Origin of the sequence: Streptomyces albus subsp. chlorinus (assembly GCF_013302895.1) — a bacterium.
Classification (GTDB): Bacteria; Actinomycetota; Actinomycetes; order Streptomycetales; family Streptomycetaceae; genus Streptomyces; species Streptomyces chlorinus.
This window is the reverse complement of record NZ_VJOK01000001.1, coordinates 1494920-1511614: the sequence shown is the minus strand read 5'-3', so window position 1 is coordinate 1511614 and position 16695 is coordinate 1494920. Positions and strand designations below refer to the sequence as shown.

Sequence of the window (16695 nt, the reverse complement as noted above, 5' to 3'; positions counted from 1 at the left end):
CGTGACCGTCGAACGGTCCCCGGTCGCGGCGAGGGTGCGGCTCAGTCCTCGTCGGGCTCGGTCAGCAGCGGGTAGACGCCGTTCTCGTCGTGGTCCTCACGGCCGGTGACCGGCGGGTTGAAGACGCACACACACCTGAAGTCGGTCTTCGGGCGCATCGTGTGCTTCTCGTGCCCGTCGAGCAGGTACATCGTGCCGGGAGTGATCCAGTGCTTCTCGCCGGTCTCGTCGTTGGTCAGTTCCGCCTCGCCCTCCACGCAGAGGACGGCCTCGATGTGGTTGGCGTACCACATCGACGTCTCCGTGCCCGCGTAGAGGATCGTCTCGTGCAGGGAGAAGCCCACCTTCTCCTTCGCGAGGACGATGCGCTTGCTCTCCCACGTTCCCGACTTGGCCTTGACGTGGCGGTCGGTGTTCTCGATGTCCTTGAAGGAACGGACTATCACGGTGCGATGGTGCCTTTCTCTGTGTGTATCACGGAAGAGGCCCGTCCCGGCTACAGCCGGGACGGGCCGCGTCGCGGGCGTCAGGAGGTCTCGCGTACGGCGCGGGCCAGGATCCGCAGGCCCTCGTCCAGTTCGTCGGGGGTGATGGTCAGCGAGGGCAGCAGCTTGACGACCTCGCTCTCCGGCCCCGAGGTCTCGATCAGCAGCCCCAGGTCGAAGGCGCGCCGGGCCACGGCGGTGGCGCGGTTCTTGTTGTGGAACTCCAGGCCCCACACCAGGCCGCGGCCGCGGTGGTCGGCGACCTGGCCGGAGTGCTCCTCGGCGATGGCCTTGAGGGCGGCCTCGACCTGTTCGCCGCGGGAGATGGTCTGCTTCTCCATCTGGCCGTCGGCCCAGTAGGTCTGCAGCGCGGCGGTCGCGGTGACGAACGCCGGGTTGTTGCCGCGGAAGGTGCCGTTGTGCTCGCCCGGCTCCCAGATGTCCAGCTCGGGCTTGAAGAGGGTGAGCGCCAGCGGCATCCCGTAGCCGCCGATGGACTTCGACAGCGTGATGATGTCCGGCTTGATGCCCGCCTCCTCGAAGGAGAAGAAGGCGCCGGTGCGGCCGCAGCCCATCTGGATGTCGTCGACGATCAGCAGCATGTCGTGCCGCTCGCACAGGTCGGACAGCGCCCGCAGCCACTCGGCCCGCGCGACGTTGATGCCGCCCTCGCCCTGCACCGTCTCCACGATGACGGCCGCCGGCTTGTTGAGGCCGGAGCCCTGGTCCACCAGCAGCCGCTCGAACCAGACGAAGTCCTCGGTGGCGCCGTTGAGGTAGTCGTCGAACGGCATCGGGGTGCCGTGCACCAGCGGGATGCCGGCGCCCGCGCGCTTGAACGCGTTGCCGGTCACCGCCAGCGAGCCCAGCGACATGCCGTGGAAGGCGTTGGTGAACGAGACGATCGACTCGCGGCCCTTCACCTTGCGGGCCAGCTTCAGCGCGGCCTCCACGGCGTTGGTGCCGGTCGGGCCGGGGAACATCACCTTGTGGTCCAGGCCGCGCGGCTCCAGGACCAGGTCCCTGAACGTCTCCAGGAACGCGCGTTTGGCCGTGGTGGACATGTCCAGGCCGTGGGTGACGCCGTCGCGCTCCAGGTAGTCCAGGAGCGCCCGTTTGAGAACCGGGTTGTTGTGGCCGTAGTTGAGCGTGCCCGCTCCGGCGAAGAAGTCGAGGTAGGTGTGGCCGTCCTCGTCGTACATGTGCGCACCCTGCGCCCGGTCGAAGACGGTCGGCCAGCCACGGCAGTAGCTGCGCACCTCCGACTCCACGGTTTCGAAGACACTGAGGTCCGGCTGGGTGATGGTCACAGCTTGCTCCTGGGAGTGAGTCGCGTGAGGAAAGAAGTCTGGTCAGGGGGCGGGCCGACGACGGTGCCGACTACCCACGGTGCCGGGGTCGTATACGTCAGCGCTTCCGTGCGCCGGGAAACACGACCGGGCCGATCCGGTAGAGCACCTCCGGCTCGTGGCCGTCCTCGGGGAAGAGAGCGGCGTCGAACAGCACGTCCTTGGCGACCGCTGCCGAGTGGCGCTGCGCGTAGGAGGTGAACAGCCGGTTGGAGGGGGTGTTGTCCGGCGTGACCGTGGTCTCGATGCTGTCGATGCCGTACTCCTCGGCGGCACGGAGTGTCAGCCCGTCCAGCATCGCCGCGGCGAGGCCCCGGCCGCGCGCCGCCTCGTCGACGGCGACCTGCCAGACCAGGAGGGTGCCGGGCCGCTCGGGGCGGAGGTAGCCGGTGATGAAGCCGACCGGCTCACCGGCGCCGTTCCGGGCGACGACCGAGGTGGCCGCGAAGTCGCGGCACCACAGCAGGTAGCTGTAGGAGGAGTTCAGGTCGAGGGTCTTCGAGTCGCGGGCAATGCGCCAGATCGCGGCTCCGTCGTCCACACGCGGTGTGTCGAGCTTCAGTCCCTCCGGCATTTCCAGAAAGTCTCTGTGGGCACGTGCACGGTCTGCTTGTGCGGCGGTCATGCAAATTCAATTTACCGAGAAGAATCCAAAATCGCACGGGGGTGAGGGGTTACGTGGCGGGGGGCTCGTGTGTTATCGCGCGCGGGCGTGCAGCGCGCTGCACCCATGAAACCTGCCCGGTTTCATCCCGTAATATCCAGACATAGGGGACGGCCTGTGGAGTACATCACAGTGCGATAACAGCGGCACGAGGTGTCCGGAATACGGAGATCGGCGCTAGCGAAATCTTGGCGTTTGAGCCTGGAGAAAGCGGGCAGGAGAAGAGGGGAACCTGTGCTGGAAAACGCGCCTGCATTGCATCCTAAAGCCGGGTGCAAGACCGCGTCCGCGTTTTGCTGAAGCTCGCTTCCCGTTCTTCTCCCGTGCCCTCTTTCGTCACTTCGGCACGACAGGGCTTTCCTTTCACTCCGGTACGGCACCCCGGGCGGGGACCGCGGGCGGAGGGTCCGCCGGTCCGGACGGGGACCGCGGACGCCTCTGGACGCCCCCGTACCTCTGGACGCCCCCGTACGGGGCACTCGTACAGTGCGAGCATGAGCGAGCGCGCGAGTCTGCACATCAAGGGGCGGGTGCTGGTCGGACCCGAGGACGTACGGGACGAACTGTGGGTGGTGGACGGACGCGTCACCTTCGAGCGCCCCCCGGCACCCCGTGCCGTCGACGAGCCGCGGACCCTGCACGGCTGGGTGCTGCCCGGCCTGGTGGACGCCCACTGCCATGTCGGACTGGACGCGCACGGCCCCGTCGACGACTCCACCAGCGAGAAGCAGGCGCTCACCGACCGCGACGCGGGCGCCCTGCTGCTGCGCGACGCGGGCTCGCCGTCCGACACCCGCTGGATCGACGACCGCGCGGACCTGCCCCGCATCATCCGCGCGGGCCGCCACATCGCCCGCACCCGCCGTTACATCCGCAACTACGCACACGAGATCGAGCCCGGCGACCTGGCCGCCTATGTGCGCCGCGAGGCGCGGCGCGGCGACGGCTGGGTCAAGCTCGTCGGCGACTGGATCGACCGGGAAGAGGGCGACCTGTCCGCCTGCTGGCCCCGCTGGGCCATCGAGGAGGCCATCGCCGCCGCACACGAGGAAGGCGCCCGCGTCACCGCCCACTGCTTCGCCGAGGACTCGCTGCGCGACCTGGTCGAGGCCGGTATCGACTGCGTCGAGCACGCCACCGGTCTGACGCAGGAGACCATCCCCCTCTTCGCCGAGCACGGCGTCGCCATCGTCCCCACCCTCGTCAACATCGCCACCTTCCCCACGCTCGCCGCGGGCGGCGAGGCCAAGTTCCCGCGCTGGGCCGCCCACATGCGCGACCTGCACGCCCGCCGCTACGAGACCGTGCGGGCCGCCTGGGACGCGGGCATCCCCGTCTTCACCGGCACCGACGCGGGCGGCTCCCTCGCCCACGGGCTGGTCGGCCAGGAGGTCGCCGAACTGGTCAGGGCCGGCATCCCCGCCCTGGACGCGCTCGCCGCCGCCACCTGGAACGCCCGCGACTGGCTCGGCCGCCCCGGCCTGACCGAGGGCGCCTCCGCGGACTTCGTCGTCTACGAGACCGATCCCCGCACGGACGTGCGCGTCCTCGGAACTCCGAGCCATGTGGTGCTCCGGGGCCGCATCGTGCGCTGAGGGGGCGCCCTTGGTGCCCTGAGGGGGTGCCCCTTGCCCGCCCGTCGTGCGCCGAGAGGGAGTGGAGGGGGTGCCCTTGCCGTCCGTTCTCGGGCTGCGGGAGCGTCGTGGCCGGCACGCGGTTCCCCGCGCCCCCTGGTGGGGCGCGGGGTTGCGGCAGTCTGGGGGTATGAGGTCGACGGCGCGTGTCTTGTTGTCCCAGGTGTCGAGTGAGTTCGTGGAGTTCGGCCCGCCCGAGGGGCGTCCCGCGTCGGCGGACGGCCCGCTGGGGTGGCCGGGGTACGACGAGATGCGGGCAGGGGCCCGGCGGCGCACAGGGGAGTGCGAATCAGTCGTCTGCGGGACAGGCCGGATCGCCGGTACCGACGCCGTACTGCTGTGCTTCGAGTTCGGCTATCTGGGTGGGTCCCTCGGCGAACGCACGGGCGATCTCATCGAGGCGGCCCATGTCCGGGCGCGCGAGCTGGGACTGCCCGTCGTCACGCTCGTGGCCACCGGAGGCAGCCGGATGCAGGAGGGCATGCGCGCGCTCGGCCAGCTCCAGCGCGTGGCCCGGCAGACGGCGCTGACCCGCGCCGCCGGGCTGCCCCAGGTCGCCGTCGTCCGGGACCCGACCACGGGCGGCGGCTGGGCCACGCTCGCGGCCGGTGCCGACGTGGTGCTCGGACTGCCCGGGGCACAGGCCGCGTTCGCCGGCTCCCGGGTACGGCCCCAAGACGCCGACCCGGCCGCCTACACCGTGGAAGCCCAGCACGCCGCGGGCCACCTCGACCAGCTCGTCCCCGCGGAGCGGCTCCCCGCCGTGCTCGCGCACTGGCTCACCCTGCTGACCGGCGGTACGGGCAGCGGCACCCGCGGCGGTACGAGCGGGGGAGCCGGCGGCGGCGCCGGTGCCGTGGGCGGGGCCCGCCGGCAGGGCGCGCCCGCGCCGGAGCCGGCCCCGTGCCGTACGCCCTGCCGACGCCGTCCGGCACCAGCGCTCCGCCCGTCACCGCTCCGCCCCTCACCGGCACGGAAGCCGTCGCCCGGGCCCGCGCGGCGGACCGCCCCCGGGCCGACGCGTACCTCGACGCCTACTTCACCAGCCGCGAGGAGATCAGCGGCGACCGGTGTTCGGGCGTGGACCCGGGCGTCCGGTGCGGCTTCGGACTGCGGGACGGCCGCACGATCGCCTACGCCGCCCAGCGCGGCACCCCCACCCGGCCCGCCGGCTACCGCACCGTCACCCGCCTGGTGCGGCTGGCCGGGCGGCTCGGCATCCCCGTCCTCACCCTCATCGACACCCCCGGCGCCGCCAACGGCCCCGACGACGAGCGGGCGGGCGCGGGGCCCGCCATCGCCGGGACGTTCGCCGCGGTCGCGGAGGCGGCCGTCCCCGTCACCTCGCTGGTCATCGGCGAGGGCGGCGGCGCGGCCTGCGCCCTGCCGCGCCGGGACGCCTGTGGGCGACCCCTGACAGCTACTTCTCCGTCATCGCACCGGAGTCGGCCGCCGCCATCCTCAAACGGGGCCCCGACCGGGTGTCCGAGACGGCCGAAGCCCTGCGGCTGCGGCCCCAGGACGCCGTCGCACTCGGTGTGGCCCGCGGTATCGCACCGCCGCACCCGGCACCGGACTGCGGCACCGCGCCGGGGCGCCCCGGCGCGGAATAGCCGCCGCGCGTCCGCTGTTCGTCCTCGTATGCGTGTGGAGATCTGGTCGGACATCGCCTGCCCTTGGACCAACAGAGCCATAGGTTAGCGCACCCCCTCTGACCTGCATAGACGTGCGGAGGCCCCGCCCATGTGCTACGGCGGAGTGAGCACACAGACGGGGCCGGATCACAGGGTTGCACGGACCGGCACGGGGTTGTCGGGCGAGTCCAGCCACACCCGCTCGCCGTCGCCGTCCACGGTCAGACCGAACCGCTCGAATCCGGGACGGCCCTGCTTCTCCCACCAGAGATAGGCGGTCTCCACCTCGTCCCACAGCTTGCGCGGGCCGGACTGGTAGACCTCGAATTCCTCGCGGCCCGGCTCGTAGTCGGCCGTCGCCCACGACGTGACAGCGGTATCCCGGAGCCACAGCGTGTAAGAGCCGTCGCCATAGGTCTCCGCCCACGGGAACGCCCCAGGCACCTGCACGCCGATGGCGAACATGACCGGCCAGTCGCCCACGGCGTCCGGGGAAATCGGTGTGACGCTGCGAGTGCCATCCGCAGGCCACTTCCGGCCGCCGAGGTATTCACGGACGTGCGTCCGCTTCACCCGCTGATCCCGCAGCCGCATGAACGCCGATGAGCCGACGAACGGACCAGACGCCGAACCGTCCTCGGCAACGGTCAGCCGAACCACCCCTTCCCCGCCGTAGGTCGGTCCCCACGGGGAAACGATGATCCCGCCCGGTCTCGTCTGCTCGATCCAGCGGCGGGGAACACGACCGATTGACGCCGTAGCGATCACGCGGTCATAGGGGGCACCCTGGGCGTATCCCTCGGCCCCGTCCCCGATGATCGAGACGGGATCGAATCCGGCGGCATTCAGACGCTTGCGCGCCTCCCTCGCGCTGTCCCCGTCCACCTCAACGGTGAACACGTTCTCAGAGCCGAGGCGGTGACACAGCAGCGCGGCATTCCAGCCGGTACCGGTTCCAATCTCCAACACCCGCTGACCCGGTTCGACGCTCAGCGCGTCCAGCATCGAAAACACCATGGTCGGCATGGAGTTGGAGCTAGACGGGATCTTGCCTTTACCGGGTCCGGTGTAAGAGCCGTCGTCCCATTGGGTCGTGATCGGCGCGTCACGGTAAACCGCCGACCACCAGACGTCGGGTTCCTCGCTGCGAATTACGCGGTCATCCTGGCGATTCATGCCGGCTCGGCCCGGCCAGATCATTTCCGGGATGAACAGATGACGGGGCGCTGCCTGATAGGCGGGCAGCCAATCGCTTGTCAGCACGCCCTTTTCCATGAGAGCGGAGGCGAGCCCCTCAGGACCCGCCCCCTTCACGTCGTCAGTGCTCACTGATCAGCGGCCGTCCGCCGGGCCCTGGCCGTCGTTCGTGTTACCGCCCTCGTCCGAGCCACCCCCGCCGTGCTTGTTCCCGCTGTCGCTGTCGTCCTGCGGGTTGCCGGGGTCGTTCATGGTCAGCCACCAGTTACGCATTCCGTTACCTCCTAGGCTCCGATGGTGCCGGTTGAACCGTCCCGCTGTCTGCGAAACGGGGACTTGCCCGCCCCTACCGGGGATGCCAGACGTGGGGGAAATCGAGTCGGGCTACATCCGGCAGGGGCGGAGATCAGCGAGAAAGCCTCATCATGTGAGCGGCATCAACCGCCCGCCAGCGCATATGGGGCACGGGACTTTGTAACGATGACTGCAAGTCCGACACCCCTCAAATCCGAAGCAGATTGGGCACCAGATTTCTCGGTGCCCAGCGCACGCCCCGCAGTATTCACCCCATGACCACAGTGCTTGCATGGTCGAAATGGGCCGTCGCGGGTCAGTGCGCGCCATTACAAGATGTCGCCCCGGCTCCGTGCGTTGGCTTTTGCCACCCGTTCCCGCAGCGTCGGCCGACCGATGCCGGAATGCGGTGCAGGGTTCGCGCCCTCGGCCGTCGTGCCAAACGGGTCGTCGGTGTCCTTGAAGATCAACACCTTCCCATCGTGGCCGTGCCGGTCGATCACCTTGGACAGTCGGGCCCTTGCGTCGCTCGCCATGATCGCTCGCTCCTCCTAGTCGGCTTTCGCTCGCTCACCCTCCAACCGGGATTGATCTAGGACTAGCGGCCCCGTGTAGGCCATCTGTCGGCCAGACTTGACCCATGGGGAGCAGCGTTGGGGCCAACATCCGGCGATACCGCGAGGAACGAGGGTGGAGTCAGGCACGGCTAGCGCGGGAGGTCTGCCTAGCCGCTGGAGTCCAGGGCGAGCCGGTCGGCCGCCAAGAGGTGAGCCGATGGGAGACAGGGAAGCGCACGCCCCGCGAATGGCTCCCCTTCCTGGCCTCGGCTCTCGGCGTTCCCGTGGAAGCCCTCAGAGAGCCACAGACGCCCGCTGAGCCGCCTTTGCCGACGCTGGCCGACTTCCTGCCCGACGACGACCCGCTGGAGCCTTTGAGTGCCCGTCCAGGCGGCCGTGTCGGCATGGGCCAGGTGGACGACTTGCAGCAGCGGGTGCACAGCCTGCGGCTCGCCGATGACTTCCTAGCCGGGGGCGATCTCATGCGGCCCGCACTGCGAGAGCTTCGAAAGGCTGTGCGAATCTATCGAGAGCACGGCTACACGGGCCTAACGGGCCGTCAGCTCCTTGTGCAGATTGGCGAATTGGCACAGATCGCCGGATGGATCGCCAGCGACGCAGGACAGCACGAAGAAGCAGAGCGCATTTACCGGCTCGGTCTCAGCGCGGCGACACAGGCAGAGGATCACACCCTTGCCGGGAACCTTGCCGGATCGCTGGCATACCAACTGTCCAACACCGGCAGGGAAATTGAGGCGCTGGACCTTGCCCGTGCAGCCCTTGATGGGGCCGGACTGGACGCTCCTCCGAAAGCCCGCGCGCTGTACCTCGATCGTGTGGCATGGGCCCACACCAAAGCCGGGGGTTCCGAGAATGCGCAGCAGGCAATGCGCGCCCTCGGAGAAGCCAGTGAAGCGCTCAGCGCTGACAGCGAGGGAACCGAGTCACCGGCGTACCTGTATTGGGTCGACGCTGGCGAACTACAGGTCATGGAATCCCGTGTCTACACCGAGCTGCGCCGACCGCTCCGCGCTGTTCCCTTGCTGCGCGATGTCCTCGGCCGGTACGACGCGACACACACCCGCGAATTGGCGCTCTACCTCTCATGGCTCGCCGTTGCCTATGCCGATGCCAACGAACCGGAGGAAGCAGCAGCCACTGCTGAGCGAGTCATCAGCCTCTCAGCGGACGTAGCCAGCGACCGGACAGCGGAGCGGGTCAAGGTGGTGCTCGCACGGCTCGCTGAGTACGCCGACGTACCCGAGGTGCGGGCCGTTCTCGACTCCGCAGCCTAGGAATCGAAGGGACCGCCGAACCCTTGGAAACACTGGGCGAGAGCCGCCCTACACCCCCGAGCCGGCGAGAACCCCCACCTTTCTTTCGAAGGTGCCCCAGAAACGCAGAAAGCCCCCCACAGCGGGAAGCCATCGGGGGCAGTACCTCCCAACGTTGGGAGGTGGTCAGGTGGTGTCACGCGGCACACGGGTGTGGCCGGTCGCTTGTATGTGTGGTTCTTCCACTCGGCGAATCCTTCAAGGTTCACGAGTGGTTCTTCCGCTCGGCGAATCCTTCAAGGTTCACGAGCGGTTTGGTTAAGAACCCCAGGTCAGAGCGGTTGTGGCTTCGTTGGTCCAAGCCTGCCCCTGGTGCTACATCGGCAAGGCCCGCTTCGAGAAGGGCCTGGCCGCGTTCGCGTACCGGGACGAGGTCGAGGTGGTGCACCGCTCCTTCGAGCTGGACCCGAACGCGGGCCCGCCCAGCGGGGAGCCGGTTACCCGGCTCCTGGCGGACAAGTACGGCATGACGCCCGAGCAGGCCGAGGCGGCCGAGGCGCGGGTCGCCGCGGCGGCGCACGGTGAGGGCCTCGGTTACGCCTCAGGGCGCCTGATGAGCGGCTCCACCTTCGCGCTGCACCGCCTCCTGCACCACGCCAAGGCCCAGGGCCCGGCCGTGCACACCGCCCTCCTGGACGCCTTCTACCGCGCCATGTTCGCCGACCTGCTGCCCCTGGGCGACCCGGAGACCGTCGTATCCGTCGCCGCCGGTGCCGGGCTGGACGAGGGCGGGGTCCGCCGTGTCCTCGCGGACGAGGACGCCTACGCCGCCGATGTACGGGCCGACGAGCGGGAGGCCGCCGCGCTCGGGGCCACCGGCGTGCCGTTCTTCGTCCTCGACCGCCGCTTCGGTGTCTCCGGCGGCCAGCCCGCCGAGGTCTTCACCCAGGCGCTGGAGCAGGCGTACGCGGCGGCCGGGCCGGTCCCCGTCGCGGCGGCCGGGGTGCGGGAGGACGCGCCCGTGTGCGCGGACGGCTCGTGCGAGGTGCCCGCGCACCGGCACTGAGCCGCCCGGCACCGACCCGCCATGGCCCGGGCCCCTGCCCCGCCGTCTCGGCCCCTGCCCCACCGTCTCGGTCCCGGCCGGGCCGCCGGTGGCGCCGGAGCCGACCGTCCGGGGCGGGACGGGATCTGGGACCATGGAGTGACGCCCGCCACGGTGACGGCGGCGCTGGCGGTGGCGGAAGGGGTGCCGCCGGAGGTGGAGGGGAGTGGAGGACGCGCCATGACGGAACGCAAGCCCCCAGGAGTCGACTTCGAGACCTGGGCCGACCGGCAGATCCGGGAGGCCGAGGAGCGCGGCGAGTTCGCGAACCTGCCCGGTGCCGGGAAGCCACTGGCCGGGCTCGACAAGCCGTACACCGAGCAGTGGTGGGTCGAGCGCAAGATGCGGGAGGAGAACCTCTCCTACCTGCCGCCCTCCCTCCTGCTCCGCAAGGAGGCGCAGGAGGCCGCCGAGCGGGCTGCCGAGGCCCGCTCCGAGGCGGAGGTCCGCGCGATCCTGACGGAGATCAACGCCAGGATCGAGGAGGCGCTCCGCACCCCGCCGGAGGGCCCGCCGCACCGCCTCGTCCCCTTCGACGTCGAGAGCGCGGTACGCCGGTGGCGCTCGGAGCGCACCCGGCGCTCCTGACCGCGCCCAGTGCGCCTGACCGCACCCTCGCGCCCCCGCCTCCGTCCCGCGCCCGGCCCTGTCTCACACTTCGCCGCGTGCCATGCCGATGAGGCGTTCCAGGACGGCGCCCCGGCCGGCACGGAGGGCGTCGTGCTCCCACTCGTTCGTCACCCAGGTGCGGACGCGGGGCACGGCGCGGGCGGTGGCCAGCGAGTGGTCGCGGTCCACGTACATGTCGTCGTGGTAGACGGCCGCGTAGACGGGCACCTCGTTGGCCGCGAGCCGTTCCGTGTCGTACAGGTCGGGCCAGCCGCCCCGCTCGGCCAGCAGGTGCGCCGCCTCGCGCAGCGGCACCAGCGCCGGATCGAGGTCGAACATCCAGGGGTAGATCATCTCCCCGGTGAGCAGCACCGGTTCGTCCCGTGCCGCCGCCCGCTCCGCGTCGAAGGCCGGGAACTCGCCCCGCACCCGCTGGGCCGCCCACCGGGTGCCGGAGGCGGCCACCGAACGCTGGGCGTAGATCGGCTCGTGCAGGGCGGCGAAGAGCGGCGTGGCGGCCAGGGAGACCTGCGCCCGCACGCCCTCCAGGAACGCGTCCGACAGCCGCAGCCCCGACGGGCCGCCGATCCAGGGGTCCTCCAGCAGATAGTGCAGGGTGTGCGAGCCCGAACCCTGCCCCAGCAGCATGCCCAGCGTCTGGAACCGCTCCACCGTCAGCCGGCTTCCGTCCGGCAGCCGCACCTCGTGCTCGGCCAGGTGCGCCGCGATCCGCCGCACCGTCGCCACGTCCTGCGGGTAGCGCGCGTAGTGCTCCGCGTTCTTGGCCGCCACACGCGGGTACGCGGCACGGTAGACGTCCTCCGCGCTCACCCGCAGCCCCGGCAGGCCGCCGGTCACGAACGCCTCGCGGATGCTGCCCGGCGCGTACGAGAGGTAGGCGAGGGTGCAGAAGCCGCCGAAGCTCTGGCCGAGCGTCGACCAGCGCCCTTCCCCGCCCAGCAGCCGCTCCCGTACCAGCTCCGCGTCCCGCACGATGGCGTCCGCCCGGAAGTGCGCCAGGTAGGCGGCCTGCTGCTCAGGTGTGCCCCGGGCGGCGAGGGATTGCCGGTTCGCGGGCGTGGAACGGCCGGTGCCGCGCTGGTCGAGCAGCAGCACCCGGTAGTGGCGCAGTGCGGTACCCAGCCAGTCGGCGGCACCCACCGGGCGGGGCGCGCCGCAGCCGGGCCCGCCCTGGAGGAACAGCAGCCACGGCAACCGCTCGTGCTCCCGGCCCGCCGCGACGACCTCGCGTGCGAACACCTCGATCTGTTCGCCGTCCGGCCGGCCGTGGTCCAGGGGCACCGCGAAGACGTGGTCCGTCAGCACGGTTCCGGGGTGCCGCAGGGTGGTGGGCATGCTGATCTCCTGTGGGTGGTGGGCGGACGCGGCGGATGCGGTGGCCTCATCGCCGCTTCGCCGCCCGCGGCCATCCGGACATTCGACCATCCGGCCGCCCGGACATTCGACCATCGGGCCGCCTGGCCACTCGACCGGGGATGGCTTGCGAACGGCCTGCGGACGGCCTGCGCTCAGGTCAGCACGCGGCGCAGCGCCCCCAGGAACCGGTCCGTGGTCGCCCGGTCCCGTACCGCCATCCGGAACCACTCCTCGCCGAGCCCGGGGAAGGTGTCCCCGCGCCGGACGGCGAAGCCCTCCTCCCGCAGCCGCGCCCGCAGCAGGGCCGCCCGCGGGTGTCCGACGAGCAGGAAGGGCCCGCGTGGCGCGGGCGTGCCCTCGACGACGCCCGCGCCGGCCAGTTCGGCCAGCCGCGCGCGCAGATGGGCGCGGTCGGCGTCGAACCGGCGTGCCGCCGCCTCCGCCTCGGCCAGCGCCTCGGGTGTGCTGCACGCCTGGGCGGCGGTCAGCGCGGGCGCCGAGACGGGCCACAGCGGCTGATGCCCCGCCAGCGTCCGAACGGTGCCGGGGTCGCTGAGCACGTAGCCGATCCGCAGTCCGGCCAGCCCCCAGGTCTTGGTGAGGCTGCGCAGGACGACCGTCCGTCCCGGCAGCCGCCCCAGCAGCGGGACCAGCGACTCGCGTTCACCCGGCACCGCGTCCACGAACGCCTCGTCGACCACCAGGGTGCGCCCCGGGCGGGCGAGCCGTGCCAGCCGGTCGGCCGGATGCAGCACCGAGGTCGGGTTGGTGGGGTTGCCGATCACCACCAGGTCGGCCTCGTCGGGCACGGCCGCGGTATCCAGCCGAAAGCCGTCCTCGTGGCGCAGCAGCACCCGTCCCACCTCGTGGCCCGCGTCCCGCAGTGCGGCCTCCGGCTCGGTGAACTGCGGGTGGACCACCACCGGGCGGCGCGCCGGCAGGGCCCGGGCGAGCAGGACGAACGCCTCCGCGGCCCCTGCCGTCAGCAGCACCTGGTCCTCGTCCAGACCGTGGCGTGCGGCGACCGCGCGGCGGGCCGGGCCGCCGTCCGGGTAGGCCGCGAGGGAGTGCAGCGAGGCCGCCAGCCGCTCCCGCAGCCATGCCGGGGGAGTGCCGGGGCGGACGTTGACGGCCAGGTCGGTCAACGCGGCGCCGTCCCCGCGTACTTCGGCGTCCCCGTGGTGCCGCAGCTCGGCGGCCGGGGCCCCGGCGGGGGCCGTCACCGCACGTGCGGTGGTGTCGCCTGTCGCTGTGTGCGGGGTGGTGGGGTCCGTCCCCGTGCGTGCGGTGGGGGTGTCCGTTCCCGTGTGTGCGGTGGGGGTGTCCGTTCCCGTGCGTGTAGTCGTGCTGTCCGTTCCCCTGCGCGCGATGGTGCTGTCCTGGTCCGTGTGCGCGGTCATGGTGACTGCGTCCGCGTCCGCCGCAGTGCCTTCCGTGTCCGTGTGCGTGCTCATCCGTCTCCTCCAGGTACCGCCAGCGCCGCGACCGCGGCCGTGACCCGTACAGGGGTGCCGTCGGCGGGGCGTGCCGTGGTCTTGGGCACCAGTAGCACCGGGGCGCCGCCCTGGACGAGGGAACCGTCGCCGCCTCCGCCGGCCAGCAGCGCCGCCGCCTCCGCGACCGAGGGGGTGCCGACGGCCGTGCGGGAGAAGGCGGAGGGGTGCGGTACGCGGACGCGGGCCAGCGTCCGTGCGTCGTAGGCGAACAGCGGCAGGCCCAGTCGCCGGGCCGCCGCCAGCAGTCCGGGCTCCTCGGCCCTGGCCCGTACGGTGGCCAGCGCCGTGACGTCGTGCTCCGCGAGTCCGGCGCGCCCCAGCGCCCGTTCCAGTGCGGCCAGCACCTCTTCGGCCGTCACCCCGGAACAGGTGCCCACCCCGACGGTGATCAGCCGGGACCGGGGCACGGGGCCGCCCGGCGAGCCGGAGCCGTACCGCCTCATGCCGTGCTCCCGGCGTGCTCCGCCTCCCACCGCCGGGCGCTGCGGGCCACGAACCGGCCCGCGATCCCGGGGGCCGCGGCCCAGTGGACGTGCAGGTAGGAGGCGTGCACCTCGTGGTGGACGAAGCCCTCGGTGCGCCGCTCGGGCCGCACCAGTCCCCATGCGGGTGCCGGGCCCGCGCCGGGGAGGAGTTCGGTGCGGTGGAACTCGTGGCCGCGCACCCGGGTGCCCGCCTGCGCGAGCACGCTGTCGGTGACGGCCACCGCCTCGCGGTAGCCCAGCTTCAGCCGCTCGGTCATTTGCGCCCGCGCGTCCAGGACCCCGCACATCGGCTTGCCGTCCAGCTCCCGCGCCAGGTACAGCAGTCCCGCGCACTCGGCCGCCACCGGCCCCGCGAACGCCGCGATCTGCTGCCGCAGGGGTCGATTTTCGGACAACTCCGGGGCGTACACCTCGGGGAAGCCGCCGCCGATCACGAGCCCCGCCGTGCCGTGCGGCAGCGCCTCGTCCCGCAGCGGGTCGAAGCCGACGACCTCGGCGCCGGCCGCCCGCAGCAGCTCGGCGTGCTCGGCGTAGGAGAAGGTGAAGGCCGCGCCGCCCGCGACCGCGACCCGGGGCGCGCGGGCCACCGGCTCGGCCCCCGCCTCGCGCGCCGCCTCCCATGGTTCCTCCGGCAGCGGCGGGGCCTGCCGCGCCAGCGCGAGCAGCGCCTCCAGGTCGCAGCCCTCCCGCACCCGCTCGGCGAGCGCCGCGACCGACTCCACGGCCTCCGCGTGCCGTTCGGCGACCGGCACCAGCCCCAGGTGGCGGGAGGGCGCCCGGACCGCCTTCGTCCGGCGCAGCACCCCCAGCACCGGGACCCCGGCGCCCTCCAGCGCCTGCCGCAGCAGTTCCTCGTGCCGGTCGGAGCCCACCTTGTTGAGGACCACCCCGGCCACCCGGACCTCCGGGTCCCAGGAGGCGAACCCGTGCACCAGCGCGGCCACCGAGCGCGACTGCGACGAGGCGTCCACCACCAGCACCACCGGGGCCCGCAGCAGCTTGGCCACGTGCGCCGTCGACGCCAGCTCGCCCTGCCCGGCGGCACCGTCGTAGAGCCCCATCACGCCCTCGACCACGGCCAGGTCCGCGCCGGCCGCGCCGTGCCCGAACAGCGGCGCGATCCGTTCGGGGCCGCACAGGAAGGCGTCGAGGTTGCGGCCCGGCCGTCCGGTGGCCAGCGCGTGGTAGCCCGGATCGATGTAGTCGGGCCCCACCTTGTGCGGGGAGACGGCCAGGCCCCGCGCGGCGAAGGCGGCCATCAGCCCGGTCGCCACCGTCGTCTTGCCGCTCCCGGAGGAGGGGGCCGCGACGACCAGGCGCGGTACGCGGATCACACGGCGCTCCCGCGGTCCTCGGAGGCGCTCACCATTCGATGCCCTTCTGCCCCTTCTGCCCGGCGTCCATGGGATGCTTGACCTTCGTCATCTCGGTGACCAGGTCCGCCGCGTCGATCAGCTCCCGGGGGGCGTTCCGGCCGGTGATGACCACGTGCTGGGTACCGGGGCGGTCGCGCAGTACCGAGACCACCTCCGCCACGTCCACCCAGCCCCAGTGCAGCGGGTAGGCGAACTCGTCCAGCACCAGCAGCCGGTAGGTCTCGGCGGCCAGGTCGCGCTTGACCTGCTCCCAGCCCTCCCGGGCCGCTGCCTCGTTGCTCAGCTCCCCGTCCTGCACGTTGCGCTTGAGCCACGACCAGCCCTCGCCCATCTTGTGCCAGGTCACGCTGCCGCCCTCGCCGGTCTCCCCGAGGACCTTCAGCGCCCGTTCCTCGCCGACCTTCCACTTGGCGGACTTGACGAACTGGAACACCCCGATCGGCCAGGCCTGGTTCCAGGCCCGCAGCGCCAGCCCGAACGCGGCCGTCGACTTGCCCTTGCCGACGCCCGTGTGGACCGCGACCAGCGGTCTGTTGCGGCGCTGGCGGGTGGTCAGGCCGTCCTGCGGTACGACGCTCGGCTGTCCCTTCGGCATTACGCGGCCCTCCGTACGGTGCGTGCATCGGTGGTGTGGCGGACGAGGTCGGTGACCGCGTCCGCGCGCAGCTCGTCCAGCGTGACGGCCTCGCCGCCCAGTTCTGCGGCCAGCTCCCGCGCCAGCCCCAGCCGTACGTGCCCCGCCTCGCAGTCCACGACCACCGAGGCGACCCCGTCGGCCGCCAGCAGCCGTGCCGCCTGCCGGGCCCGCGCCAGCGGTTCGGGGCCGCCCGTGGCCCGCCCGTCGGTGACGGTCACCAGCAGCGCCCGCCGCGCCGGGTCGCGCAGCCGCTCCACCCGGAGCACCTCGCGGGCGCGCACCAGCCCGGCGGCCAGCGGGGTGCGCCCGCCCGTCGGCAGGGTCTCCAGCCGTGCCGCGGCCGCGTCCACCGACGACGTCGGCGGCAGCGCCACCTCCGCCTCGCCGCGCCGGAAGGTCACCATGCCCACCTTGTCCCGCCGCTGGTAGGCGTCCAGCAGCAGCGACAGCACGGCGCCCTTGACGGCGCTCATCCGCTGCCGCGCCGCCATCGAACCCGAGGCGTCCACCACGAACAGCACC

At 72.1% G+C, this 16695-nt stretch carries 16 protein-coding genes and 1 pseudogene; 5 read left to right on the top strand and 12 right to left on the bottom strand.

Annotated elements, in window-relative coordinates:
• Window positions 1-41 precede the first annotated feature (41 nt).
• The 3 genes from FM076_RS06930 to ectA form a co-directional block, all read right to left on the bottom strand.
• Window positions 42-446: an ectoine synthase gene (locus FM076_RS06930; RefSeq protein ID WP_173869033.1), complete on the bottom strand. Its 405-nt coding sequence runs from the start codon at window positions 444-446 to the stop codon at window positions 42-44.
• A gap of 80 nt (window positions 447-526) precedes the next feature.
• Window positions 527-1795, bottom strand: a complete 1269-nt coding sequence (gene ectB, locus FM076_RS06925) for a diaminobutyrate--2-oxoglutarate transaminase (RefSeq protein WP_173869032.1) — start codon at window positions 1793-1795, stop codon at window positions 527-529.
• A 97-nt stretch (window positions 1796-1892) separates the two neighbouring features.
• A complete protein-coding gene (gene ectA / locus FM076_RS06920) occupies window positions 1893-2408 on the bottom strand; it encodes a diaminobutyrate acetyltransferase (RefSeq protein WP_173869031.1) in 516 nt (171 codons plus the stop codon).
• A gap of 584 nt (window positions 2409-2992) precedes the next feature.
• Between ectA and FM076_RS06915 the strand changes: the two genes are divergently transcribed.
• Entirely contained in the window at window positions 2993-4093 is a 1101-nt protein-coding gene (locus tag FM076_RS06915) for an amidohydrolase family protein (RefSeq protein ID WP_173869030.1), read from the top strand.
• A 169-nt stretch (window positions 4094-4262) separates the two neighbouring features.
• Window positions 4263-5745 (top strand): annotated as a pseudogene (locus tag FM076_RS06910) (carboxyl transferase domain-containing protein).
• Window positions 5746-5913: 168 nt separating this feature from the next.
• Here FM076_RS06910 and FM076_RS06905 read toward each other — a convergent pair.
• The 3 genes from FM076_RS06905 to FM076_RS06895 form a co-directional block, all read right to left on the bottom strand.
• Window positions 5914-7041, bottom strand: a complete 1128-nt coding sequence (locus FM076_RS06905; protein WP_173869029.1) for a methyltransferase domain-containing protein — start codon at window positions 7039-7041, stop codon at window positions 5914-5916.
• Between the two features lie 57 nt (window positions 7042-7098).
• Window positions 7099-7236, bottom strand: coding sequence for a hypothetical protein (locus FM076_RS06900; protein WP_173869028.1), 138 nt, complete (start codon window positions 7234-7236; stop codon window positions 7099-7101).
• Between the two features lie 350 nt (window positions 7237-7586).
• Window positions 7587-7793, bottom strand: a complete 207-nt coding sequence (locus tag FM076_RS06895) for a hypothetical protein (protein ID WP_173869027.1) — start codon at window positions 7791-7793, stop codon at window positions 7587-7589.
• 104 nt (window positions 7794-7897) lie between these two features.
• Here FM076_RS06895 and FM076_RS06890 point away from each other — a divergent pair, with 104 nt between their 5' ends.
• The 3 genes from FM076_RS06890 (at window position 7898) to FM076_RS06880 (ending at window position 10781) form a co-directional block, all read left to right on the top strand.
• Window positions 7898-9109: a helix-turn-helix transcriptional regulator gene (locus FM076_RS06890; protein WP_173869026.1), complete on the top strand. Its 1212-nt coding sequence runs from the start codon at window positions 7898-7900 to the stop codon at window positions 9107-9109.
• 322 nt (window positions 9110-9431) lie between these two features.
• A complete protein-coding gene (locus FM076_RS06885) occupies window positions 9432-10154 on the top strand; it encodes a DsbA family protein (RefSeq protein ID WP_173869025.1) in 723 nt (240 codons plus the stop codon).
• 219 nt (window positions 10155-10373) lie between these two features.
• On the top strand, window positions 10374-10781 hold the full coding sequence (locus FM076_RS06880) for a DUF1992 domain-containing protein (protein ID WP_173869024.1): 408 nt from the start codon (window positions 10374-10376) through the stop codon (window positions 10779-10781).
• Window positions 10782-10844: 63 nt separating this feature from the next.
• Here FM076_RS06880 and FM076_RS06875 read toward each other — a convergent pair whose 3' ends face one another.
• The 6 genes from FM076_RS06875 to FM076_RS06850 form a co-directional block, all read right to left on the bottom strand.
• Window positions 10845-12158 (bottom strand): alpha/beta fold hydrolase, encoded by a 1314-nt coding sequence (locus tag FM076_RS06875; protein WP_173869023.1) that lies wholly within the window; start codon window positions 12156-12158, stop codon window positions 10845-10847.
• Between the two features lie 173 nt (window positions 12159-12331).
• Window positions 12332-13633 (bottom strand): Rv2231c family pyridoxal phosphate-dependent protein CobC, encoded by a 1302-nt coding sequence (gene cobC, locus FM076_RS06870; protein WP_243274348.1) that lies wholly within the window; start codon window positions 13631-13633, stop codon window positions 12332-12334.
• On the bottom strand, window positions 13630-14118 hold the full coding sequence (locus FM076_RS06865; protein WP_173869022.1) for a cobalamin biosynthesis protein: 489 nt from the start codon (window positions 14116-14118) through the stop codon (window positions 13630-13632). Before FM076_RS06865 ends, cobC begins: the two co-directional genes overlap by 4 nt.
• Window positions 14115-15494: a cobyrinate a,c-diamide synthase gene (locus FM076_RS06860; RefSeq protein ID WP_173869021.1), complete on the bottom strand. Its 1380-nt coding sequence runs from the start codon at window positions 15492-15494 to the stop codon at window positions 14115-14117. Before FM076_RS06860 ends, FM076_RS06865 begins: the two co-directional genes overlap by 4 nt.
• Window positions 15495-15522: 28 nt before the next feature.
• Window positions 15523-16131 carry a cob(I)yrinic acid a,c-diamide adenosyltransferase gene (cobO, locus tag FM076_RS06855; protein WP_173869020.1) on the bottom strand — a complete coding sequence of 203 codons (609 nt, stop codon included), beginning with the start codon at window positions 16129-16131 and terminating at the stop codon, window positions 15523-15525.
• Window positions 16131-16695 (bottom strand): vWA domain-containing protein (locus FM076_RS06850; protein ID WP_173869019.1); only part of this gene is annotated, 565 nt, incomplete at its 5' end. The genes FM076_RS06850 and cobO, both read right to left, overlap by 1 nt.

Coding starts and splice junctions, on each gene's coding strand:
- FM076_RS06865 (WP_173869022.1), bottom strand. CDS start 14,118: ATGAGGCGGTACGGCTCCGGCTCGCCGGGCGGCCCCGTGCCCCGGTCC.
- FM076_RS06890 (WP_173869026.1), top strand. CDS start 7,898: ATGGGGAGCAGCGTTGGGGCCAACATCCGGCGATACCGCGAGGAACGA.
- FM076_RS06880 (WP_173869024.1), top strand. CDS start 10,374: ATGACGGAACGCAAGCCCCCAGGAGTCGACTTCGAGACCTGGGCCGAC.
- cobC (WP_243274348.1), bottom strand. CDS start 13,633: ATGAGCACGCACACGGACACGGAAGGCACTGCGGCGGACGCGGACGCA.
- FM076_RS06900 (WP_173869028.1), bottom strand. CDS start 7,236: ATGCGTAACTGGTGGCTGACCATGAACGACCCCGGCAACCCGCAGGAC.
- FM076_RS06895 (WP_173869027.1), bottom strand. CDS start 7,793: ATGGCGAGCGACGCAAGGGCCCGACTGTCCAAGGTGATCGACCGGCAC.
- cobO (WP_173869020.1), bottom strand. CDS start 16,131: ATGCCGAAGGGACAGCCGAGCGTCGTACCGCAGGACGGCCTGACCACC.
- ectA (WP_173869031.1), bottom strand. CDS start 2,408: ATGCCGGAGGGACTGAAGCTCGACACACCGCGTGTGGACGACGGAGCC.
- FM076_RS06905 (WP_173869029.1), bottom strand. CDS start 7,041: ATGGAAAAGGGCGTGCTGACAAGCGATTGGCTGCCCGCCTATCAGGCA.
- FM076_RS06915 (WP_173869030.1), top strand. CDS start 2,993: ATGAGCGAGCGCGCGAGTCTGCACATCAAGGGGCGGGTGCTGGTCGGA.
- FM076_RS06875 (WP_173869023.1), bottom strand. CDS start 12,158: ATGCCCACCACCCTGCGGCACCCCGGAACCGTGCTGACGGACCACGTC.